The 17,679-nt window shown below is 25.6% G+C and carries 14 protein-coding genes and 3 pseudogenes; 3 read left to right on the plus strand and 14 right to left on the minus strand.

Annotated elements, in window-relative coordinates:
* Nucleotides 1-412 precede the first annotated feature (412 nt).
* The 6 genes from Q1J60_RS08880 to Q1J60_RS08905 all read right to left on the minus strand — a co-directional run bounded on the left by Q1J60_RS08880 (nucleotide 413) and on the right by Q1J60_RS08905 (nucleotide 7,653).
* The gene (locus tag Q1J60_RS08880) at nucleotides 413-826 is read right to left on the minus strand and encodes a hypothetical protein (protein ID WP_300261056.1); all 414 of its coding nucleotides are present in this window, start codon (nucleotides 824-826) and stop codon (nucleotides 413-415) included.
* A gap of 209 nt (nucleotides 827-1,035) precedes the next feature.
* The gene (locus tag Q1J60_RS08885) at nucleotides 1,036-1,668 is read right to left on the minus strand and encodes a manganese efflux pump MntP (RefSeq protein ID WP_300261059.1); all 633 of its coding nucleotides are present in this window, start codon (nucleotides 1,666-1,668) and stop codon (nucleotides 1,036-1,038) included.
* 522 nt (nucleotides 1,669-2,190) lie between these two features.
* Nucleotides 2,191-2,364: a hypothetical protein gene (locus tag Q1J60_RS08890; protein WP_300261062.1), complete on the minus strand. Its 174-nt coding sequence runs from the start codon at nucleotides 2,362-2,364 to the stop codon at nucleotides 2,191-2,193.
* Nucleotides 2,365-2,838: 474 nt separating this feature from the next.
* Nucleotides 2,839-3,369, minus strand: coding sequence for a hypothetical protein (locus tag Q1J60_RS08895; RefSeq protein WP_300261064.1), 531 nt, complete (start codon nucleotides 3,367-3,369; stop codon nucleotides 2,839-2,841).
* 137 nt (nucleotides 3,370-3,506) lie between these two features.
* Nucleotides 3,507-5,363 carry an ABC transporter ATP-binding protein gene (locus Q1J60_RS08900; RefSeq protein ID WP_300261066.1) on the minus strand — a complete coding sequence of 619 codons (1,857 nt, stop codon included), beginning with the start codon at nucleotides 5,361-5,363 and terminating at the stop codon, nucleotides 3,507-3,509.
* Nucleotides 5,356-7,653 (minus strand): ABC transporter ATP-binding protein, encoded by a 2,298-nt coding sequence (locus Q1J60_RS08905; RefSeq protein ID WP_300261068.1) that lies wholly within the window; start codon nucleotides 7,651-7,653, stop codon nucleotides 5,356-5,358. The genes Q1J60_RS08900 and Q1J60_RS08905 overlap by 8 nt, the downstream gene beginning before the upstream one ends.
* Before the next feature lie 231 nt (nucleotides 7,654-7,884).
* Here Q1J60_RS08905 and Q1J60_RS08910 point away from each other — a divergent pair, with 231 nt between their 5' ends.
* Nucleotides 7,885-8,331 carry a MarR family winged helix-turn-helix transcriptional regulator gene (locus tag Q1J60_RS08910; RefSeq protein ID WP_300261070.1) on the plus strand — a complete coding sequence of 149 codons (447 nt, stop codon included), beginning with the start codon at nucleotides 7,885-7,887 and terminating at the stop codon, nucleotides 8,329-8,331.
* 207 nt (nucleotides 8,332-8,538) lie between these two features.
* Here the strand turns inward: Q1J60_RS08910 and Q1J60_RS08915 are convergent, their stop codons facing one another.
* From Q1J60_RS08915 to Q1J60_RS08930, 4 genes and pseudogenes are all read right to left on the minus strand, one after another.
* Entirely contained in the window at nucleotides 8,539-8,862 is a 324-nt protein-coding gene (locus Q1J60_RS08915) for an HAD hydrolase family protein (protein WP_300261071.1), read from the minus strand.
* Between the two features lie 813 nt (nucleotides 8,863-9,675).
* Nucleotides 9,676-10,056: pseudogene (locus tag Q1J60_RS08920) on the minus strand (transposase); the annotation flags it as partial.
* A gap of 297 nt (nucleotides 10,057-10,353) precedes the next feature.
* Complete coding sequence (locus Q1J60_RS08925; protein ID WP_300261073.1) at nucleotides 10,354-12,288, minus strand: immunoglobulin-like domain-containing protein; 1,935 nt, start codon at nucleotides 12,286-12,288, stop codon at nucleotides 10,354-10,356.
* 113 nt (nucleotides 12,289-12,401) lie between these two features.
* A complete protein-coding gene (locus tag Q1J60_RS08930) occupies nucleotides 12,402-13,484 on the minus strand; it encodes a sigma-70 family RNA polymerase sigma factor (RefSeq protein WP_300261075.1) in 1,083 nt (360 codons plus the stop codon).
* 290 nt (nucleotides 13,485-13,774) lie between these two features.
* Here Q1J60_RS08930 and Q1J60_RS08935 point away from each other — a divergent pair, with 290 nt between their 5' ends.
* Entirely contained in the window at nucleotides 13,775-15,451 is a 1,677-nt protein-coding gene (locus tag Q1J60_RS08935) for a leucine-rich repeat domain-containing protein (protein WP_300261077.1), read from the plus strand.
* A 112-nt stretch (nucleotides 15,452-15,563) separates the two neighbouring features.
* On the plus strand, nucleotides 15,564-15,890 hold the full coding sequence (locus tag Q1J60_RS08940; protein WP_300261079.1) for a LytR/AlgR family response regulator transcription factor: 327 nt from the start codon (nucleotides 15,564-15,566) through the stop codon (nucleotides 15,888-15,890).
* Between the two features lie 393 nt (nucleotides 15,891-16,283).
* Here Q1J60_RS08940 and Q1J60_RS08945 read toward each other — a convergent pair.
* From Q1J60_RS08945 to Q1J60_RS08960, 4 genes and pseudogenes are all read right to left on the minus strand, one after another.
* Nucleotides 16,284-16,574, minus strand: a pseudogene (locus tag Q1J60_RS08945) (IS66 family transposase); the annotation flags it as partial.
* Nucleotides 16,571-16,813, minus strand: coding sequence for a hypothetical protein (locus tag Q1J60_RS08950; protein WP_300261081.1), 243 nt, complete (start codon nucleotides 16,811-16,813; stop codon nucleotides 16,571-16,573). The pseudogene Q1J60_RS08945 and the gene Q1J60_RS08950, both read right to left, overlap by 4 nt.
* Nucleotides 16,814-16,895: 82 nt before the next feature.
* A pseudogene (tnpB, locus tag Q1J60_RS08955) lies at nucleotides 16,896-17,131 on the minus strand (IS66 family insertion sequence element accessory protein TnpB).
* A gap of 16 nt (nucleotides 17,132-17,147) precedes the next feature.
* The gene (locus Q1J60_RS08960) at nucleotides 17,148-17,321 is read right to left on the minus strand and encodes a hypothetical protein (protein WP_300261082.1); all 174 of its coding nucleotides are present in this window, start codon (nucleotides 17,319-17,321) and stop codon (nucleotides 17,148-17,150) included.
* Nucleotides 17,322-17,679: the final 358 nt, after the last annotated feature.

The following is a 17,679-nucleotide window of genomic DNA, read 5'->3' on the forward strand; positions in this document are numbered from 1 at the left end:
TAAAATTTTACCTATATCTAGTATTTATCATCCAACAATAGCTATAACTCTATTGAAATCTATATTTCTTATATTTTTAAAAATCTAATCTATAGTTTCATCATAATCACCTACTAAATCACTAAAACATTTCAACTAATCATTCCCTATAAAAATTCTACAATTAAAAATTTTATTTAATCTTAAATTTTTATTAACAACAAAGTTAATAATTTTATTATACTAAATTTTTTATTTTTTCTACAACCTAAACTATTTCTAATAAATATTTTATAAATTCCTTTATTAAAAACAAAATAAAAAAATCTATAAATGTTAGAAAAACAAATATCATTTATAGATTTTAATTATATAATTTGTATAAAATTTATTATATAAAAATTAATTTAAAAGTTTATTAAATGATATAAAATTAATCTATTTGTCTTAATAATCTCTTCATGACATCATTAACCTTAGCTATTCCAAGATCTTCATGAGCCATTACCATTATTAATTTTATATCATCATATGACATATCCCATTTATATGATCTTATATCTAAGATAGCATCCTCTGGCATATATTCAAATATCATTCCAGCAACCTCTTCTGCTAAATCTAAATAATCTTCAAATAACTCTTCATCATTCAAATCTTTAAGATTAAAATTTTCTTTCATAAGACCTCTTAAGATATCCATATCTATGCTTAACTTAAAAGCAATTATATCTTCTCTTTTTGAGCTCTTACATAAATCACTTACAACTCTAGCATCAGTATTAAGTTCTATTTCTTTTCTTATGTCTTCACTATCCAACACTCTGTTTCCAAATGCAACGTACATGTAAATTACCTCCTTAGTTGTTTATAACTCTAAATCATGTTTAACAAAAATATATTTATTTTAAATTGTTGTTTTAAAATCTACCTATATTTATATCACTTGTTCATATATTATTACAAGTAATATTTTTTGCTCATGTTTAAAAAATAGTTATTTTAAGTTTAAACCTAAGATAAAGTTATATATCTATACTTATTTTAATAATGATGCTAAGAAAATAACTTTTCAATAATTCTTGTATGTTCTAATAATATATTTATTCCTATAATAATTAATATAACTCCACCTACTATTTCAGCATAATTTTTGAATATATCTCCTAATTTTTCACCTATTATTACTCCTAAAAAACATAAAACAAAAGTTATAATACCAATTATTATTATAGTTTGTACTATAGAAATACCTAAGAATGCAAAACTAACACCAACTACTAAAGCATCAATACTAGTTGCAATAGCTAATACTGTAAGATTTTTAGCACTTAATTCTTTTTTTCGTTTAATATTAGCAAATTCTCTATCTTTTTTTTCGCGCATTTCCATTGATACTGCAACCTCAGCTTTTTCTTCTTTAAAAGCTTCAAAAATCATTTTTCCACCTATGAAACTTAATAATATAAAGGCTATCCAATGATCCAATGCTTTTATATAATCTGCAAAATATCTCCCTGCTCCCCACCCAATTAAAGGCATAAGCGCTTGAAATCCTCCAAAAAACAAAGCAACTTTTAATGCGTCTTTAGCTTTTACTCTTGTAAGGGTTATTCCCTTAGCAACTGACACAGCAAAGGCATCCATAGCAAGCCCAAAGCCAATTAAAACAATTGATAAAATGCTCATAATATATCCTCCTATTTATAAAAACTTTATAAAAAAAGACTTATATGCAGCAAAAAAACTGCATATAAGTCTCGCTATTTAAGATTAAGCCAGACCAAAACTATTTAGTCAATTTGTTGACTTAATCACTCATTCAACTTGAGCTAACTACTCCCTCATATGGAAATAAAGTTTATTAAACACCTTAAAACCTTATCATAAATATTTGCATAAATCAATGGTATGTTATATTTAAATGTATTAACATAAATATGTTCTTTATATTTTACTCCAAATTAAGTAAATTTATTTCACTAATTTTCTATTTATTTTTTATATGATATCTTTAAAATATCAATAGTTAAAGTTTATGAAAAATTCTAATATAAATTAACAAATTATTTATCTATACATGAAAAACCAGATTAATTAGCCATTATAGTTTCATTATTTATGAAAAAAAGATAGAGATAAATTTATTAAAGAATAAATTTATCTCTATCTCTACATAACCTACTTTAACATTTAGGTTTTTTAGCTTAATTATTTTCCACAACATTTTTCATGGCATTTAAATTTATTAGCCATTTTTTCTTCTTCTTCTTTTCTTACTTCAACCATTTTTTCTTCTTCTTTTCTTACTTCAGCCATTTTTTCTTTTTCTATTTTCATTGTGTATTCTGAATCACAATGACTTATTCTATGATGTTTTGACATATAACGTCTCTCCTTATTTTTTATTACACAGATAAATGTTTTTATATTAAAGACATGGAATTAAAAAATCACCTTATCTTTAACTATATGTTACTCTGAAATTAATTTTTTGTAAAAATTAATAAAATCTCATTTAGTATGATTTTAAGTTAAAATTTATTGTTTTACCTAATACTCAATATATTTTCTATATATTAATCCATATACCATACTATTTTAAAAAATACCGCAAAATAATAATAATTATAATAAAATACTTAATATTTTATTATAATTATTCTCTTTAAATCATAAAAAAATTAAGAAATTTATAGTCATAAACTATAAACTTCTTAATTAAAAATCTATATTTTACTCTAATTTTGTTTTATGTTCTGTTTTGATAGCTATTGATTTATAGCCATTGATACACATACTTAAAGTTATATATAAAATCAACACATCCTTATTTTAAAATATTAAAAGTAAAACAAGTTAAATAGCATTCTTGTTTACAGTTATTATAGTTTCTTCTCCAACTTCTGAAAGCTTATACTGGTATCCATCCTTTTCCCATGAATAAACTTTAAAATCCCCATTTTCTTTATCCTTGCTAACTTTTGGCTCACCTAATACCTTTTTTATATTTTCTAATATATTTTCTGGCTCTATACCTTTAAAGTGAACACTTACTACACTTACATTTTTTGAATCATCAAGCTCTAGTATTAAATTTGCATTATAATTAAACATTCTTGTAGAATAACTTGAAGAGACAATAACTTTCTTTCCCTCAATATCTTCTATTTTCTCACTTCCAACCCCCTTATTTTCTGAAACTTCATTGTAAGTTTTTCCTACGTAAGTCTTTAACTCATTAAAAGCACATTGATTTTCAACATTTTCTTGAACTTTTGAATCATTACTATTTATATTAGTCTTATTATTTGAACCAATACATCCAACTAGTGATATAACTAATAAAAAGGTTGTTAAAATAATAGCAACAATCTTTTTTCTATTCATCCTTTTTTACTCTCCCACCTATTTTTTATATTCAAATGTATATGATTTGCATCTTCATCTAATTATATTACAGATTTTAAAAATAAACATTACAAAATTTATTTTTAAAATATTTATTACACATATAATGATTAATATTATGAAGCACTACTTTGCTCAAATTGGCTATTGTAAAGACTTGAATAGAATCCACCTTTTTCTAGAAGCTCTTCATGGCTTCCTTGTTCAACTATATCTCCATCCTTCATAACAAGGATTAAGTCTGCATCACGGATAGTAGAGAGTCTATGAGCTATAATAAAACTTGTTCTTCCTTCCATAAGTTTTTCCATAGCTTTTTGGATTAAAAGTTCTGTACGAGTATCAACTGAACTTGTGGCCTCATCAAGTATTAATAACTTAGGATCTTTTAAGAAAGCTCTGGCAATTGTTAAAAGCTGCTTTTGTCCTTGTGATATATTACTTGCTTCTTCATTTAAAATCATATTATATCCATCTGGTAAAGTTTTTACGAAATGGTCAACATGAGCAGCCTTAGCCGCTTCCTTAACTTCTGCATCAGTTGCATCTAGTCTTCCATAACGTAAATTCTCCATTATAGTTCCATTGAATAACCATGTATCTTGAAGAACCATACCAAACAAGTTACGTAAATCAGCACGCTTAAAGTCTCTTATATCATGACCGTCAATTTTAATACTTCCACTATTTATATCATAGAATCTCATTAATAATTTAACTATTGTAGTTTTACCTGCTCCTGTAGGTCCAACAATAGCTACCTTTTGGCCCTGTTTAACATCTACTGAGAAATCATTTATTATTATCTTATCTTTATTATATCCAAAATTAACATCTTTAAATTCAACTTCTCCTTTTATGTTTGAAGGATCTACTGAATTAACTGGATCTTTAACTTCATTCTCTTCTTCTAAGAATTCAAATACTCTCTCAGCAGCAGCTGCTGTTGATTGCATTATATTTGCAACCTGAGCCATTTGAGATATTGGTTGGTTAAATGAACGGACATATTGTATAAATGCTTGTATATCACCCACTGTTATAATACTCTTAATTGTTAACCATCCACCAAGTATAGAAACCAAAACATATCCTAAGTTTCCTACAAAAGACATTATTGGCATCATCATACCTGATAAGAATTGAGATTTCCAAGCTGATTTATATAAAGTATTATTTAATTCATCAAAATCTTTAGTTGAAGCTTCTTCTCTATTGAAAGCTTTCATTATATTGTGTCCACCATAAACCTCTTCTACTTGACCATTAAGATGTCCTAAGTATTCTTGTTGAGCTTTAAAATATTTTTGAGATTTCTTAACAACTAAAGATATAAGAACCATTGAAACTGGAAGTATTATAAATGTTGCTAAAGTCATAATCCAACTTATTGAGAACATCATTATTAATACACCAATTAAAGTAACCACTGAAGTTATTATTTGTGATAAACTTTGATTTAAAGTTTGGTTCACTGTATCAACGTCATTTGTAATTCTTGATAAAACTTCTCCGTTTGTTCTTGTATCAAAATAATTAAGAGGTAGAGTATCCATTTTTTCTGATATTTGTTTTCTTAAATTATAAGAAACCTTTTGAGCTACTCCTGACATTATAAAAGATTGTATAATCCCAAATAATGCACTTACTAAATATAGCGCTACTAAAATCATTGCTATATTACCAATGTATCCAAAATCTATAGAAGCATTTGGTACACCTGTTATCTTTTGAACTAAACCTTCAAATATTTTTGTAGTAGCTTTACCTAAAATCTTAGGTCCCACAATTGAGAAGGCAGCACTTCCTATAGCAAATAATATTACAATAGCTATATATAGGCTATAAGGTTTTAAATACTTCAAAAGTTTTTTCATTGTTCCTTTAAAATCTTTTGCTTTTTCAACAGCTCTTGGGCCACCACCCATTCTACCCATTGGGCCACCCATTCTGTCTTTTCTTTCTTTACTCATTACTTAGCTCCTCCTTTGAAAGTTGAGATAAGGCTATTTGCTTATAAACCTCACAATTTTCTAGAAGTTCTTTATGAGTTCCCTTACCAACAATCTTACCTTCATCAAGTACGATTATTTGATTAGCTCCCATAATTGTGCTTATTCTTTGTGCAACTATAAGCAGTGTGCTATGTGATGTTTTCTCATTAAGAGCTTTTCTAACAGCAGCATCTGTTTTAAAGTCAAGAGCTGAGAAACTATCATCAAAAATATATACATCAGGATTTTTTAATAAGGCTCTAGCAATTGAAAGTCTTTGTTTTTGTCCACCTGATACGTTAGTACCCCCTTGTGAAATTTCCTCTGCATATTTTAAAGCTTTAGTATTTATAAATTCAGAAGCTTGAGCAATATTTGCAGCCTCTTCTAATTCTTCTAAAAGTGCATCCTCATTACCATATTTTAAGTTACTTTCTATAGTACCTGAGAATAATATTCCTTTTTGAGGAACATATCCTATTTTCTCTCTTAAATCATGTTGCGAAACTTTTCTTATATCTGTTCCATCAACTAAAATTTCACCTTCTGTAACATCATAGAAACGTGGTATTAAATTAACTAAAGTAGATTTACCACTACCAGTTCCTCCAATAAAGGCAGTTGTTTCACCAGGCTTTGCAGTAAATGAAATATCTCTTAAAACATATTCCTCTGCACCAGGGTACTTAAATGAAACATCTTTAAATTCAACATATCCTTTTTTATCTTTATTAAACTCATCATTCTTTTCAGGGTCTTTTATACTTTCATCAGTTCCTAAAACCTCAGCTATACGTTGACCTGAAACTGATGCTCTTGGAAGCATTACTGATACCATAGATATCATTAAGAATGCCATTATAATTTGCATTGTGTACTGAATAAACGCCATCATATCCCCAACTTGCATAACTCCATCATTTACATTATGAGCACCAACCCATACTATAAGAATAGTTATAAGATTCATTATAAGCATCATAAGTGGCATCATTCCACCCATTATTCTACTAACAAAAAGATTTGTTCTAGTAAGTTCTTTATTTACTCCATCAAATTTATTCTCTTCATATTTTTCTGTATTAAAGGCACGAATTACTAGCATTCCTGTAAGTGATTCACGAGCTACTAGGTTAAGTTTATCAACAAGTTTTTGAATTAACTTGAATTTTGGAATAGCAAGTCCAAATAAAACTATTACTAAAGAAAGTATAGCAGCTAGTGCTACAGCTATTATCCACGACATTCCAGTATCTGTTTTTACAACTCTAAAAATACCTCCTAGTCCTAAAATAGGTGCATAGAAAACTATTCTAAGAAGCATAACCATAAGAGTTTGTATTTGTTGAATATCATTTGTACTACGAGTTATAAGTGAAGCTGTTGAAAATCTATCAAATTCTGCATTTGAAAATCTAACAACTTTACTAAAAACTTTACTACGAAGATTTTTTCCAAATCCCGCTGCTACTCTTGCTGCTATTAATGTTACTGATACTGCTGCAATCATACTTCCAAAAGCTAAAAGAATCATTATTCCTCCAGTTTTAAGTATATATTGACTTTGTATCTTTTCTATATTCATACCTAAATCAGTATATTGAGCTTTAATAAAAGTAGCTGCTGTTTGAGTAATCATACTCTCTGGCATATTTTCAAATTTATCATTAATTTGCTTAAGCATATCATTCTTTTGTGACTCTTGCATATTCTTAATCATAAAGAATGGATCTTTATTAGCAGGCATTCCTTGAATTTGCTCTTTTCTTGGAGCATTTGCTTCCATATTAGATTGGGAATTATTAGAAGTTCCTGTAAGAGCTGAATTTCCCACAAATCCTTGTAACCCCTTTTCTTCAATTCCACCTGAAACTATTATTGCCTTCCCAATAATAGGATTTAGTTCATTAATTATCTCTTTATCCTTAGTATTTAATTTATAAATATTCTCTTTCTCTAAAGCTGGATAATCTTTTAAATATTCATCATAATCACTTTGAGGCAGAGTATCTTTATTTAACAACGTATAATTGCTTTCTACCTTTTCTTTTTCATCTTTGCTCATTAAAAGTATTAGTTTATCAAACTCTGATTTACTAATTACTTTTGGAACAGCATTTTCTATACCACCTTGCTGAATTCCTACATTGACTATATTTGACATGTAATCTGGTAAAGATAAATCAAACATTGCCTGAGCAAAAAGAAGTACTATAACAGCTAAAATTGATGCCGTAAATGGTTTTAAGTATTTAATTAGCTTTGACATTTATTTACCTCTTTTCTTTTTTTAATTTATAGCCTTATAAATAGTTATGTTTTAATAACTATTCTATGTCAATAACTATCCTATGTCAATAACTATTTTTAGTGTATAATAGTTATATATGGTTATAATACAACGTGTTTTACTACAATACTAAAAAATTTAAAAATTTATTCATTTATTATATTATATATCAACTAAAATTTATAAACTTAATTACAATAGGAGGTAAAAATGAATACCATAGAAAATTTAATAGGAGCTACTGAAGAACTTTACACATTATTATTATGCTTAAATAGAAAAGTATTTAGTCATCATGATATTCTAAAAAAAATGTCTATCCCACCATCACATGCCAAGGTTATATTTCATTTACATTATGGTGGAGAAGCTTCTGTTTCAGAAATAGCAAAAAAATTATCTATATCAAAGTCAAATATGACTCCAATTATAGATAAGCTTATTCAAGAAAATTTAGTTGAAAGATTTACAGATCCTGATGATAGAAGAATTATTAGAGTTAGAGTAACAGAAAAAGGAGATGAATTTTGTTTAAAACAAAGAGAAAAAACTAAAAAACATCTTGAAGAAAAAATATCATCACTTTCACCTGATGAGTTAGAGAGAGTAAAAGATTTGGCCAAAGAACTTAATTTCATCTTTTCTAAAATAGAATAAAATGATAAAAAAACTGTATCAAAATATAAAAATAAAACTTACAAACATTATAAATAGAATATCTATATTCTCAATTTAGAATTTAAATCATTATCTAAATCTATTAATTCTTAAAATATGTTTGTAAGTTTTATAAAAAGTTATTTTGATAAACCTCATCATTTTTGATTATATTAAGCTTGGCTCTAATAAAGCCTTGTATATTCATTAATTTAAAACATAACTTGTTTTCTGTCCTTCTAAAATAAAATTAATATTATGTTCAACACAATAATCAATAATTTCTTTTAACTTCTCTAATTTTATATCGTTATTAAGAATAACTTCATTATTTAATTCTATATATGTTCCATTAGATGCTATATACCCATCTAACTCTAATTCTTTTAATCCATCATCAACAAAGTTCATTGGACGTCCTGTCTCAAGAATTGTTAAATATCCATTATCTTTTAATTTTTTAATTGCCTCTTTAGTTTTATTTGATGGTTTATATAATCCCTTACCACAATCAATTAATGTATCATCCATATCAAAAAAATACTATTCCTTTCAAATTCTCCATAAGTTCCCTCCTCTTTTTTTATAGTTACTATACTATCATACTCATTTATTTAAATCCATTGCATCTAGAATACTCTTATTTTCATACAATTGCTCCATTTTATGTATTTTATTTTCAAAAACTCTTATTTCTTCCTAAATTCATATTACTAAAACTTCAATTTTCTAACGACAAATAGACCTTCACATCTTAAATAAAAAAAAGTGTAAAAGTCTGTGTCTTGTTAATTAACAACGCATATACTTTTACACCTTTTAAAATGAATATATTAGCAAACACTCTTATTTACCGTATAACAACTTAGAATTCATTAAAAATGTTATTCCACTTAATATATTCTATGGTGTAATGTGGTCAATTCTTTTTTCCAATCAAAAATCTTTAAGTATTATATAACACCTACATTACATTATTATTTATATTCGATTTTTAGATACTTTTCAATTTTATTTTAATAATATCTATATGTACTAATCATTTATTAAATAGATTATATAATTGTCTATTCAATTACCTCGTTGAACCATTATTATAACTAGCTTTTAACGTTGTTTTTAATCGTTACTTTTATCGTTACTTTATTTTTAAACTACTTTTTTTTATTATTTAGAAATATATCTTCTATTTCTTGTGGAATAGTTTTTTGTTTTTTTCACTATTTCCTAAAAATTCATCAATGTTTAGTATGTTCAATTTTTGAAATATATACTTAAAATCCAAATAAGTGCAAGCTAAATTGATAGGACTATTTCGATTCTCTCCACGAATATTATTTCAAATTATAGTAAAATAGGATCCCAATTTGCTATTGGTGAAGTACATTTTTTCATCACTTGATCTGTAGCTAAATATAAAGATTTTCTTAGTAATTCATAGGTTGGAAATACGGTTCTTATCTTAGTAAATTTTCTTAGTTGTCTGTTAAACCATTCAAGTAAGTTTGTAGTATAAATCATTTTTCTTATGCTACTTGAAAAATTAAAAAATGTGCTTAATTTATCCCAGTTAAAGTACCATGAATCTATGACACTATAATATTTATAATCCTATTTTTCTTTTACTATATCTAATTGAACTAATTCTAGTTCCACGCTTTCGGCTTTATAAACTAATTTTAAATCCTTAATAAACTCTTTCTTATCTTTGTAAGATAAATATTTGAATAACATCTTTAAATAGTCTTTTCATTAGTCCATTCTTACCAACTAAATCTTTAACAGATTTACACTTCTTAATTTCTTATTGATAATTGATTTCTTTACTCATTTGAAATCCACCTTAAAATATTAAGAATATTACTCCAAATTTTCAAAATAAGTATTCAAAAAACTATAGGGAAATTTGTTTTTACACAAATTTCCCTACATTCTCTTCAAAATTTGAATAGCTTCTTTATATTATAATTTCTTATATCTATAAATATTTAAACCTATTTCTATCTTAACTTTTTTAAGTTACTATTTTTTCTTTTTTAACTTTAATAAGCCTCCTATAGCTATTAACATACCTCCAATATACGGTAAAGTAACAGGATCTCCTGTATTAGGTAAATTCCCAATATTATTATCATCTATAGTAATAGTTATTGTCTTTGTTGATTTCGCTCCTTGTGAATCTGTCACTTCATATGTAACTTCATATGTTCCCGGTTTATCTACATTAACGTCATTTTTTATTACCTTTATATCTTTTGTTATATCTCCGTCTTCTTTATCTTCTGCTGTTACTCCTGCTAATAGATTAAATTCTTCTCCTACTACTATTGTTTTATCTTCTGCATTTATTACTGGAGCAGTATTTATTACTTCCATCTTAGGATTTACTGTTACTTTTATTGTCTTTGTTGATTTCGCACCTTGTGAATCTGTTACTTCATATGTAACTTCATATGTTCCTGGTTTGTCTACATTAACGTCATTTTTTATTACCTTGATATCTTTTGTTATATCTCCATCTTCTTTATCTTCTGCTGTTACTCCTGCTAATGGATTAAATTCTTCTCCTACTGTCAACACCTTATCTGTTGCATTGATTATTGGAGCGTAGTTAATAATCTCTGGTGGAATACTCTTTAATTCTAATGGTACAAATTGGCTGGTATAGTCAGTTTGCTTATCTCCATTTATTATTTCCGTAAAAAAAGATAATTTATACTGTCCACCATCAAGAACATCTCCGGCTGTAAGACCAATAGTATTTAAGTCTATTTTTGAACTCCCATTTTTATTTACATCCAAGTTATTTTCTATATTTCCATAAAACTGTACATTCCCATTTAGATCTTCGATAATTACACTTAAATATTTACCATTACCAATAGATTGATAATTGAATATAATTTCATTTCCAGTTTTTTTTACATTTTCGATTGTTAATGATTGAGAATCATCAAATAGTGCCAATTTAAACTCATTTGACAAACTATCTGTAACTCGTTCTAATGAATTATTTATTTTATTAGTTGAATCTTTTACAAACGAAACTTTAGAAGTATCTATATTCATAGCTGGACGCATACCTTGTACTGTGTCCATATTTCCATAATTTAATCCACCAGCACAATTTGCACCATATACACTACTACTATTTAATACAAATACAGGATGATATCGCATCCCATATTCCATTGGTTTTGTCCAATGTTCCTCATACGAACGTATTAAATAATTTTTATCATCAGAACTAACACGACTTTTATCTCCAGTATGTAATCCAAGAGGTGCTTGATTTCTATCAAATGGGACACTACTGAAACCATAACGCTTATTAGTAAGCTCTTGTATACTTAAAGGAAACCATTTACTAGCAGTCATTTCTGTAGTACCTAATTTTTCTAGACCAACAGCTACATTTTGTGCACTTTCACTACCTTTTGAAGAAAAAATAATTCCCTCATTTTCAATTGACGAAAACTTATTTTTCATTTCATCTTCCATATTAGTCTTTAAATCACTTTTATCCCATTCATAGCCTTTTTGCCAATATACAGGTGTTTCACCTGGTTTTACATTACTATAATCGAAGCCATAGTCATTTTCACGATACCAAAAACTAGTACCTATAGTCTTATCAGAGAATAAGAACATGGTACTCTTTGCATCATTATTAAAATCCTTATTATCTGAATCTAGAAGTTGCCATTTTAATGCTGATCCATCCGCATCTTCTCCATAGTAAATATAATCACCCTGCCAATCATCAGTTAAATCCTCGGTGTAAATCGGGTCAAAAAGTCCTCCCTTTTGTGATTGATACATAGTCATAATATTTTTGTGAACCAATCTGTTTTTCTCAGAAGCAAGTACAATATTACTGCTTCCAATAACATTAGAAAAACCTAATGAAACCAGCACTCCAAATATCAAAGTTTTCTTTAATTTCTTTGCTTTCATACTTTTAATATCTCCTTTACTTTTAAATCTAATCTTTAATTTAATTTATGTTATTAAATTAAACTCCAATATATCACCTAATTACAAGAGCTATTTTTTAATAAAAAGGTTCATTATTTTACAATTATTTTACGTTCTTTAATAACTTCATTTCCCAATTTATCTTTTAATACATATTCAAGAACATATTCACCTGGTAAATTTACATTAACATATCCTTTTACATATGCAAATGAAATTTCATTATTTTCATCTTTTACATATACTCCTTCTTTTAAATCAAATAAATCACCTTTTTTTATAATTTTATCTTCTATACCTATTATTTCCGGATATGTTTTAGTTAATTTTTTATATGTATTATAATTTAATTGTTCTGAGTATTTTTTAATGACTTGTATATCATCTAAGTTATTTCTTACTTTTTTAGCTAATGGAATTATTATACACAAAGTTCCTATACATAAAATCATTTTACATGAAATTGCTTGTTTGAATAGATAATTTATATTTATTTTATTATTTATTCTTAATTTCTTTATATCAGTTAATAATTGTTTTTCATTAAATTTAAAATTATTTTTATTTATTTTAAATTCTGAGTCATATTTTAACAATAACAACAGTAATGGTAATGAAGTGCTATATAATTTATTCTTATCAATAATTCCTTGAAGATCCTTTTTAGCATTATTCATTCGACTTTTTACAGTTCCTACTGGGATCTCTAGGATTTCTGATATTTCTTCTATTTTCAAATCACTATAATAATACAATAAAATTACTATTCTTTTTTTTTCTGACAATTTATTAACAGAATCTAGAATAAATTTCTTTCTTTCATCATCACAAATTACTATCTCTGGATTTACTTCTTCACAAACAATATACTCATTAATAGCGTAATCATATTCATTAATATTATCTTGTAATAAAACTAACCTTTTATTTTTACTAATTATATAACTACATTTAGAAATAGCTATTTTATTTATCCATGCATTTAGCTTATTTTCATCTTTCAATGTATCTATAGACTTAAAAATCTGAATAAAAGTTTCTTGAGTAGCGTCTAAAGCATCTTCAGCATTATTATTTAAAATTTTTAAACACAGTATATAAATTTTTTTAAAATAATTAGTATATATATCATCAAATTTATCATTTTTTCTATTTTTTGTAATATTAAAATTCATTTCTTATCATCTCCTTCAATTTGTTAATTTATTTTAAGTCTATTTTAAATAAATAAAATTTACAATTATTCATTTATAAATTTAAAATTAATTTTAAATTTATTTATTTTTTCAGAAACGTAATAATTTTTATGAACCTTTTGTCGATAATTTTATTCTATATAGTGTAAATAATTTAATTTAGCTACAACTAAAAATTTAAGAAAGGAATATTTTAAATAACAATAACTTAATAAACCACTCAAAATATAATTAAATTATTTATAAATAATATTTATAGGAGAGAAAACATGAAAACAAAAAAACTAATAGCAACATTACTAATAGCCTCAGCAGGAGTTACTCTTATAGCCCCTATAGGAACTTTTGCGCTAGAAAATAAGACTATCTTGTCAGAAATTCAATCAAATGAAAGTGATATAGTATCTATACCAGATAAAAACTTCAAAACTTTACTAAATAATGCATTAGGACAACCTGCTGACTCAGAAATAAAAAAATCTGATTTAGAAACTATAACTATATTAGATACAACAAGACTTATGCCTCAGTATGCCGGTGATCCTATAACTAATATAGAAGGTATTGAATATTGCAAAAACTTAGAAGAACTTGGTTTGAATTCTAATAAAATTAGTGATTTAAGTCCTTTATCAGAATTGACTAACTTAACTTATCTAAGCATGCAATCTAATAAAATAACAGATTTAACTCCACTGGCTAATTTAGTGAATCTAAGGAATGTGGATCTTGAATGGAATCAAATATCAGATATAACTCCACTTACTAATATAACCAATTTAAGTACCTTAAGACTTTCTAATAATAAAATAACTGATATTCCTAATTTAGAAAATATGAAAAGCTTATATATGCTACTTTTAAATAAGAATAGTTTAAATAGTTTAACTCCTATAACAACAGCTCCTAAATTAGAACAGTTACAGTTAGATAGCATAGGAATAAGTGATCTAACACCATTAGAAAATATGAAAACTTTGACTTCATTAACTTATCAATGTAATGAAGTTAGTGATTTAACACCTTTATCAAACTTAACTAACTTAAGAATCCTAAGTGTGTTTGGTAATAATATAAATGATGTAACTCCACTTAAAGATTTAATCAATTTAGAAAGTCTAAATATATCAAGAAATGAAATAAGTGATTTAAGTCCATTAGAAAACTTAAATAAACTGAATTATCTTTGGGCTGATTATAATAAAATAGAAAATATAGATATTATATCTAATATGCCAGAACTAACTGATATACGTATGAATTTTAATAAGATTAATAATTTAACTCCACTAGAAAGTTTAACAAAATTACAATGGGTAGGGTTTGAAAATAATGAAATTTCTGATATATCAAGTTTAAGTAATTTAACAAATTTATCTATAGTAATATTAAATAATAATAATATACTTAATCTTTCTCCATTAAATAATCTAACTAACTTAACAACTCTTATAATAGAGAATCAAAAAATTGAGAATTCTATAGAAAGTACAGGTAGATTTGCTACTACAACTGATATTGCAATTGGTGTTGATGGAACTCCAATTAAACCTAAAAATATATCTGAAAATGGCATAATAAAAGATAATAAATTATTATGGAGAAATATTAATTCTGATACTATTTGTGATTATAGTTATGATACTACTATAAAAATTGGAAATATATCCACTAGATTTACAGCTAATGCTACATCAGAAATTAAATATAATAAAGGGAAGTCACCTGTAATTCATGGAGCTGATAATATTGAAATTAAAAAAGGTTCAGAATTCAATCCTATGGAAGGTGTTTATTATACAGATGAAGATGAAGCTCCAAATTCTAAAATACATGTAATAGGCGAAGTAGATACTAATATTGAAGGAAATTATACCTTAATATATACTGTTACTGATAGTTGGGGGAATAATACAACATTCTATAGAGAAGTTTTTGTTGTATAATGCAGTATAATATTTAATTTATATATAGTTATTAATACTTTTTTGTACATGTTTTAAGAGAAAGATTTTAAAAATTTAATATTAATTTATACATAATTTAAAAGGGATTTTTATGAAAAAAGTAGTTATTAGAGCTAAATCAAAAAGCGTAATTATTGATTTTACTAATGTTATATATGTTGTTGCCTTTAAGAAAGGAAGTTTATTAGTTACTTTAGATGGAGATGAAAAAAAATTAAGCTGTTCACTTCAAAAAATATATGAAGATATTAAGCCATTAGGATTTATTAGATGTCATAAATCATTTTTAGTAAATATTGATTATATAGTTAGTTTTAACAAAACAGAATGTACATTACGCAATGGTATTACTATTCCAAAAGGAAGATATTATTCTAAAGAATTTAAAAATACATTGAGTAATCTTGTAAATATGTAATTTAAAGTTGAAGCTATAATCTTGATATTTAAAGAGATGAATTGTGGATAAATAAATTAAATAAAATGGAAGTAACTTATATTAAATAAATTTATATGCTATATTAAAACAAATCGATCACATAAGCTTATTGAGTTTTTCTTGTGTTAAATATTACAACAATCACAAAGCTAGAGAATGTATTCAAAATATTTTGAATACATTCTCTATTGTTAAATTTTATTTTATTTAATTTTAAATCTATTGGATTATATAAACTAAGGAAGTTTTTAGTATCATCAGATATTTTTACATTATATTTTATAAAATTATATAAATTAAAGTGGTTTATACATAATAATTAGTGTTTAAAAAATAATTATTAAAATTTGTACTCCTAAATATCATTGATAATTAATTTTGCTTTTTTGGAGCTACTATTCTGAATTCTTTAGGTAAATTATCATTCCAAGACATTAGCTCTTCTAATAACTCATCGGTTATAATATCCACTTGGCTTAATTTATTCATTAAGTAAATAATATATTTTTCTACAATAAGATTATTAGCTTTAGCAGTTTCAATTATGCTATATAAATTAGCACTAGATATTGCACCTTTTGGCGTATTGGAAAAAAGCCAGTTTTTACGGCCGATAACAAAAGTCTTAATAGCTCTTTCAGCCGCATTGTTATCTATTTCTAAGTTTTTAAGCTTGTTCTCCACGATAACTCTCTCAAAATTTCCCAAATTATCCTTTTATTATTATTAAGAATTTGATTTCTTAAATCGTCTAATTCATTTTTTAGCTTATTAATTTCAGCCTCCTTAGCTTGAATCTTATTATCCTTAGCCTCAAACGTTTTTTCCATTTCAGAAATTAATAATTTAGTTTCTTCATTAATTTTATTACCAAATTCAAAATTTATAGCTTTACCTAACAAATATTTAAAGTTCTAATTATGCCAAAATTCAGGCATAATTAGAGCTGTTTTTTTTAATTTATCTTGATTAATAATAGTTTTTTTAAGTTACTGGTTTAAATTTTGAAACGGTTCTTACTTCGTAGCCTTTTAAAATCCACGAAAGCTCTTCCTTATTAATAGTCAAAGCCTCTTTTGTTGTCATAGGCCACTTTAATCGACTATTTTCTAATCTATAGTAATAAAGCCAAAAACCTTATCAAAATGTAGAATTTTAATTCTATTCATTTGCCTATTTGAAAATATAAAAAGTGCTTTTTCAAAAGGATCTAATTTCAATTCGTTTTCAACAATCTTAGCATGATTTTGAAAGTTCCTTTATTACATCAAAAATTAGTCTTATATTATCTGAAGGCACATAAATGTTAATTTGACCTACATTAATTCTTATTTCAACATTTTCACTATTATTTTTTGAGTTTTCTTCTTTAGTAAAATCTATTGCGTGGAACACGGTCTTATTTATCATATTAGATTTCTTTCTCTTATAATAAAATTGCTACTTAGAACTATTATTTTCTTTACAAAAATTTCTTATAGTTCCTTCATAACTTTTTAAATCAGATAGTATTTTATCCCAATCTATATTTTCCAAAAGAAACACCTCTCTTTTAAATTATTAACTTAATAATAACAATCCAAGAAAGCTGTTTCTAAGTATCTAAAGTAGTAACTATAATTCACATATTTTCTCATATTCCTATCTGATAAAGCTCACTTATTTGTTATTGTTACATATAATATTATTCTATATAATCAAGTTCTAAATAAAACTCTTTTATTTTATATACTAAAAAGCTTTCCTACTAAGTCACCTATTATTACCC

Origin of the sequence: Clostridium sp. (assembly GCF_029258205.1) — a bacterium.
GTDB lineage: Bacteria > Bacillota > Clostridia > Clostridiales > Clostridiaceae > Sarcina.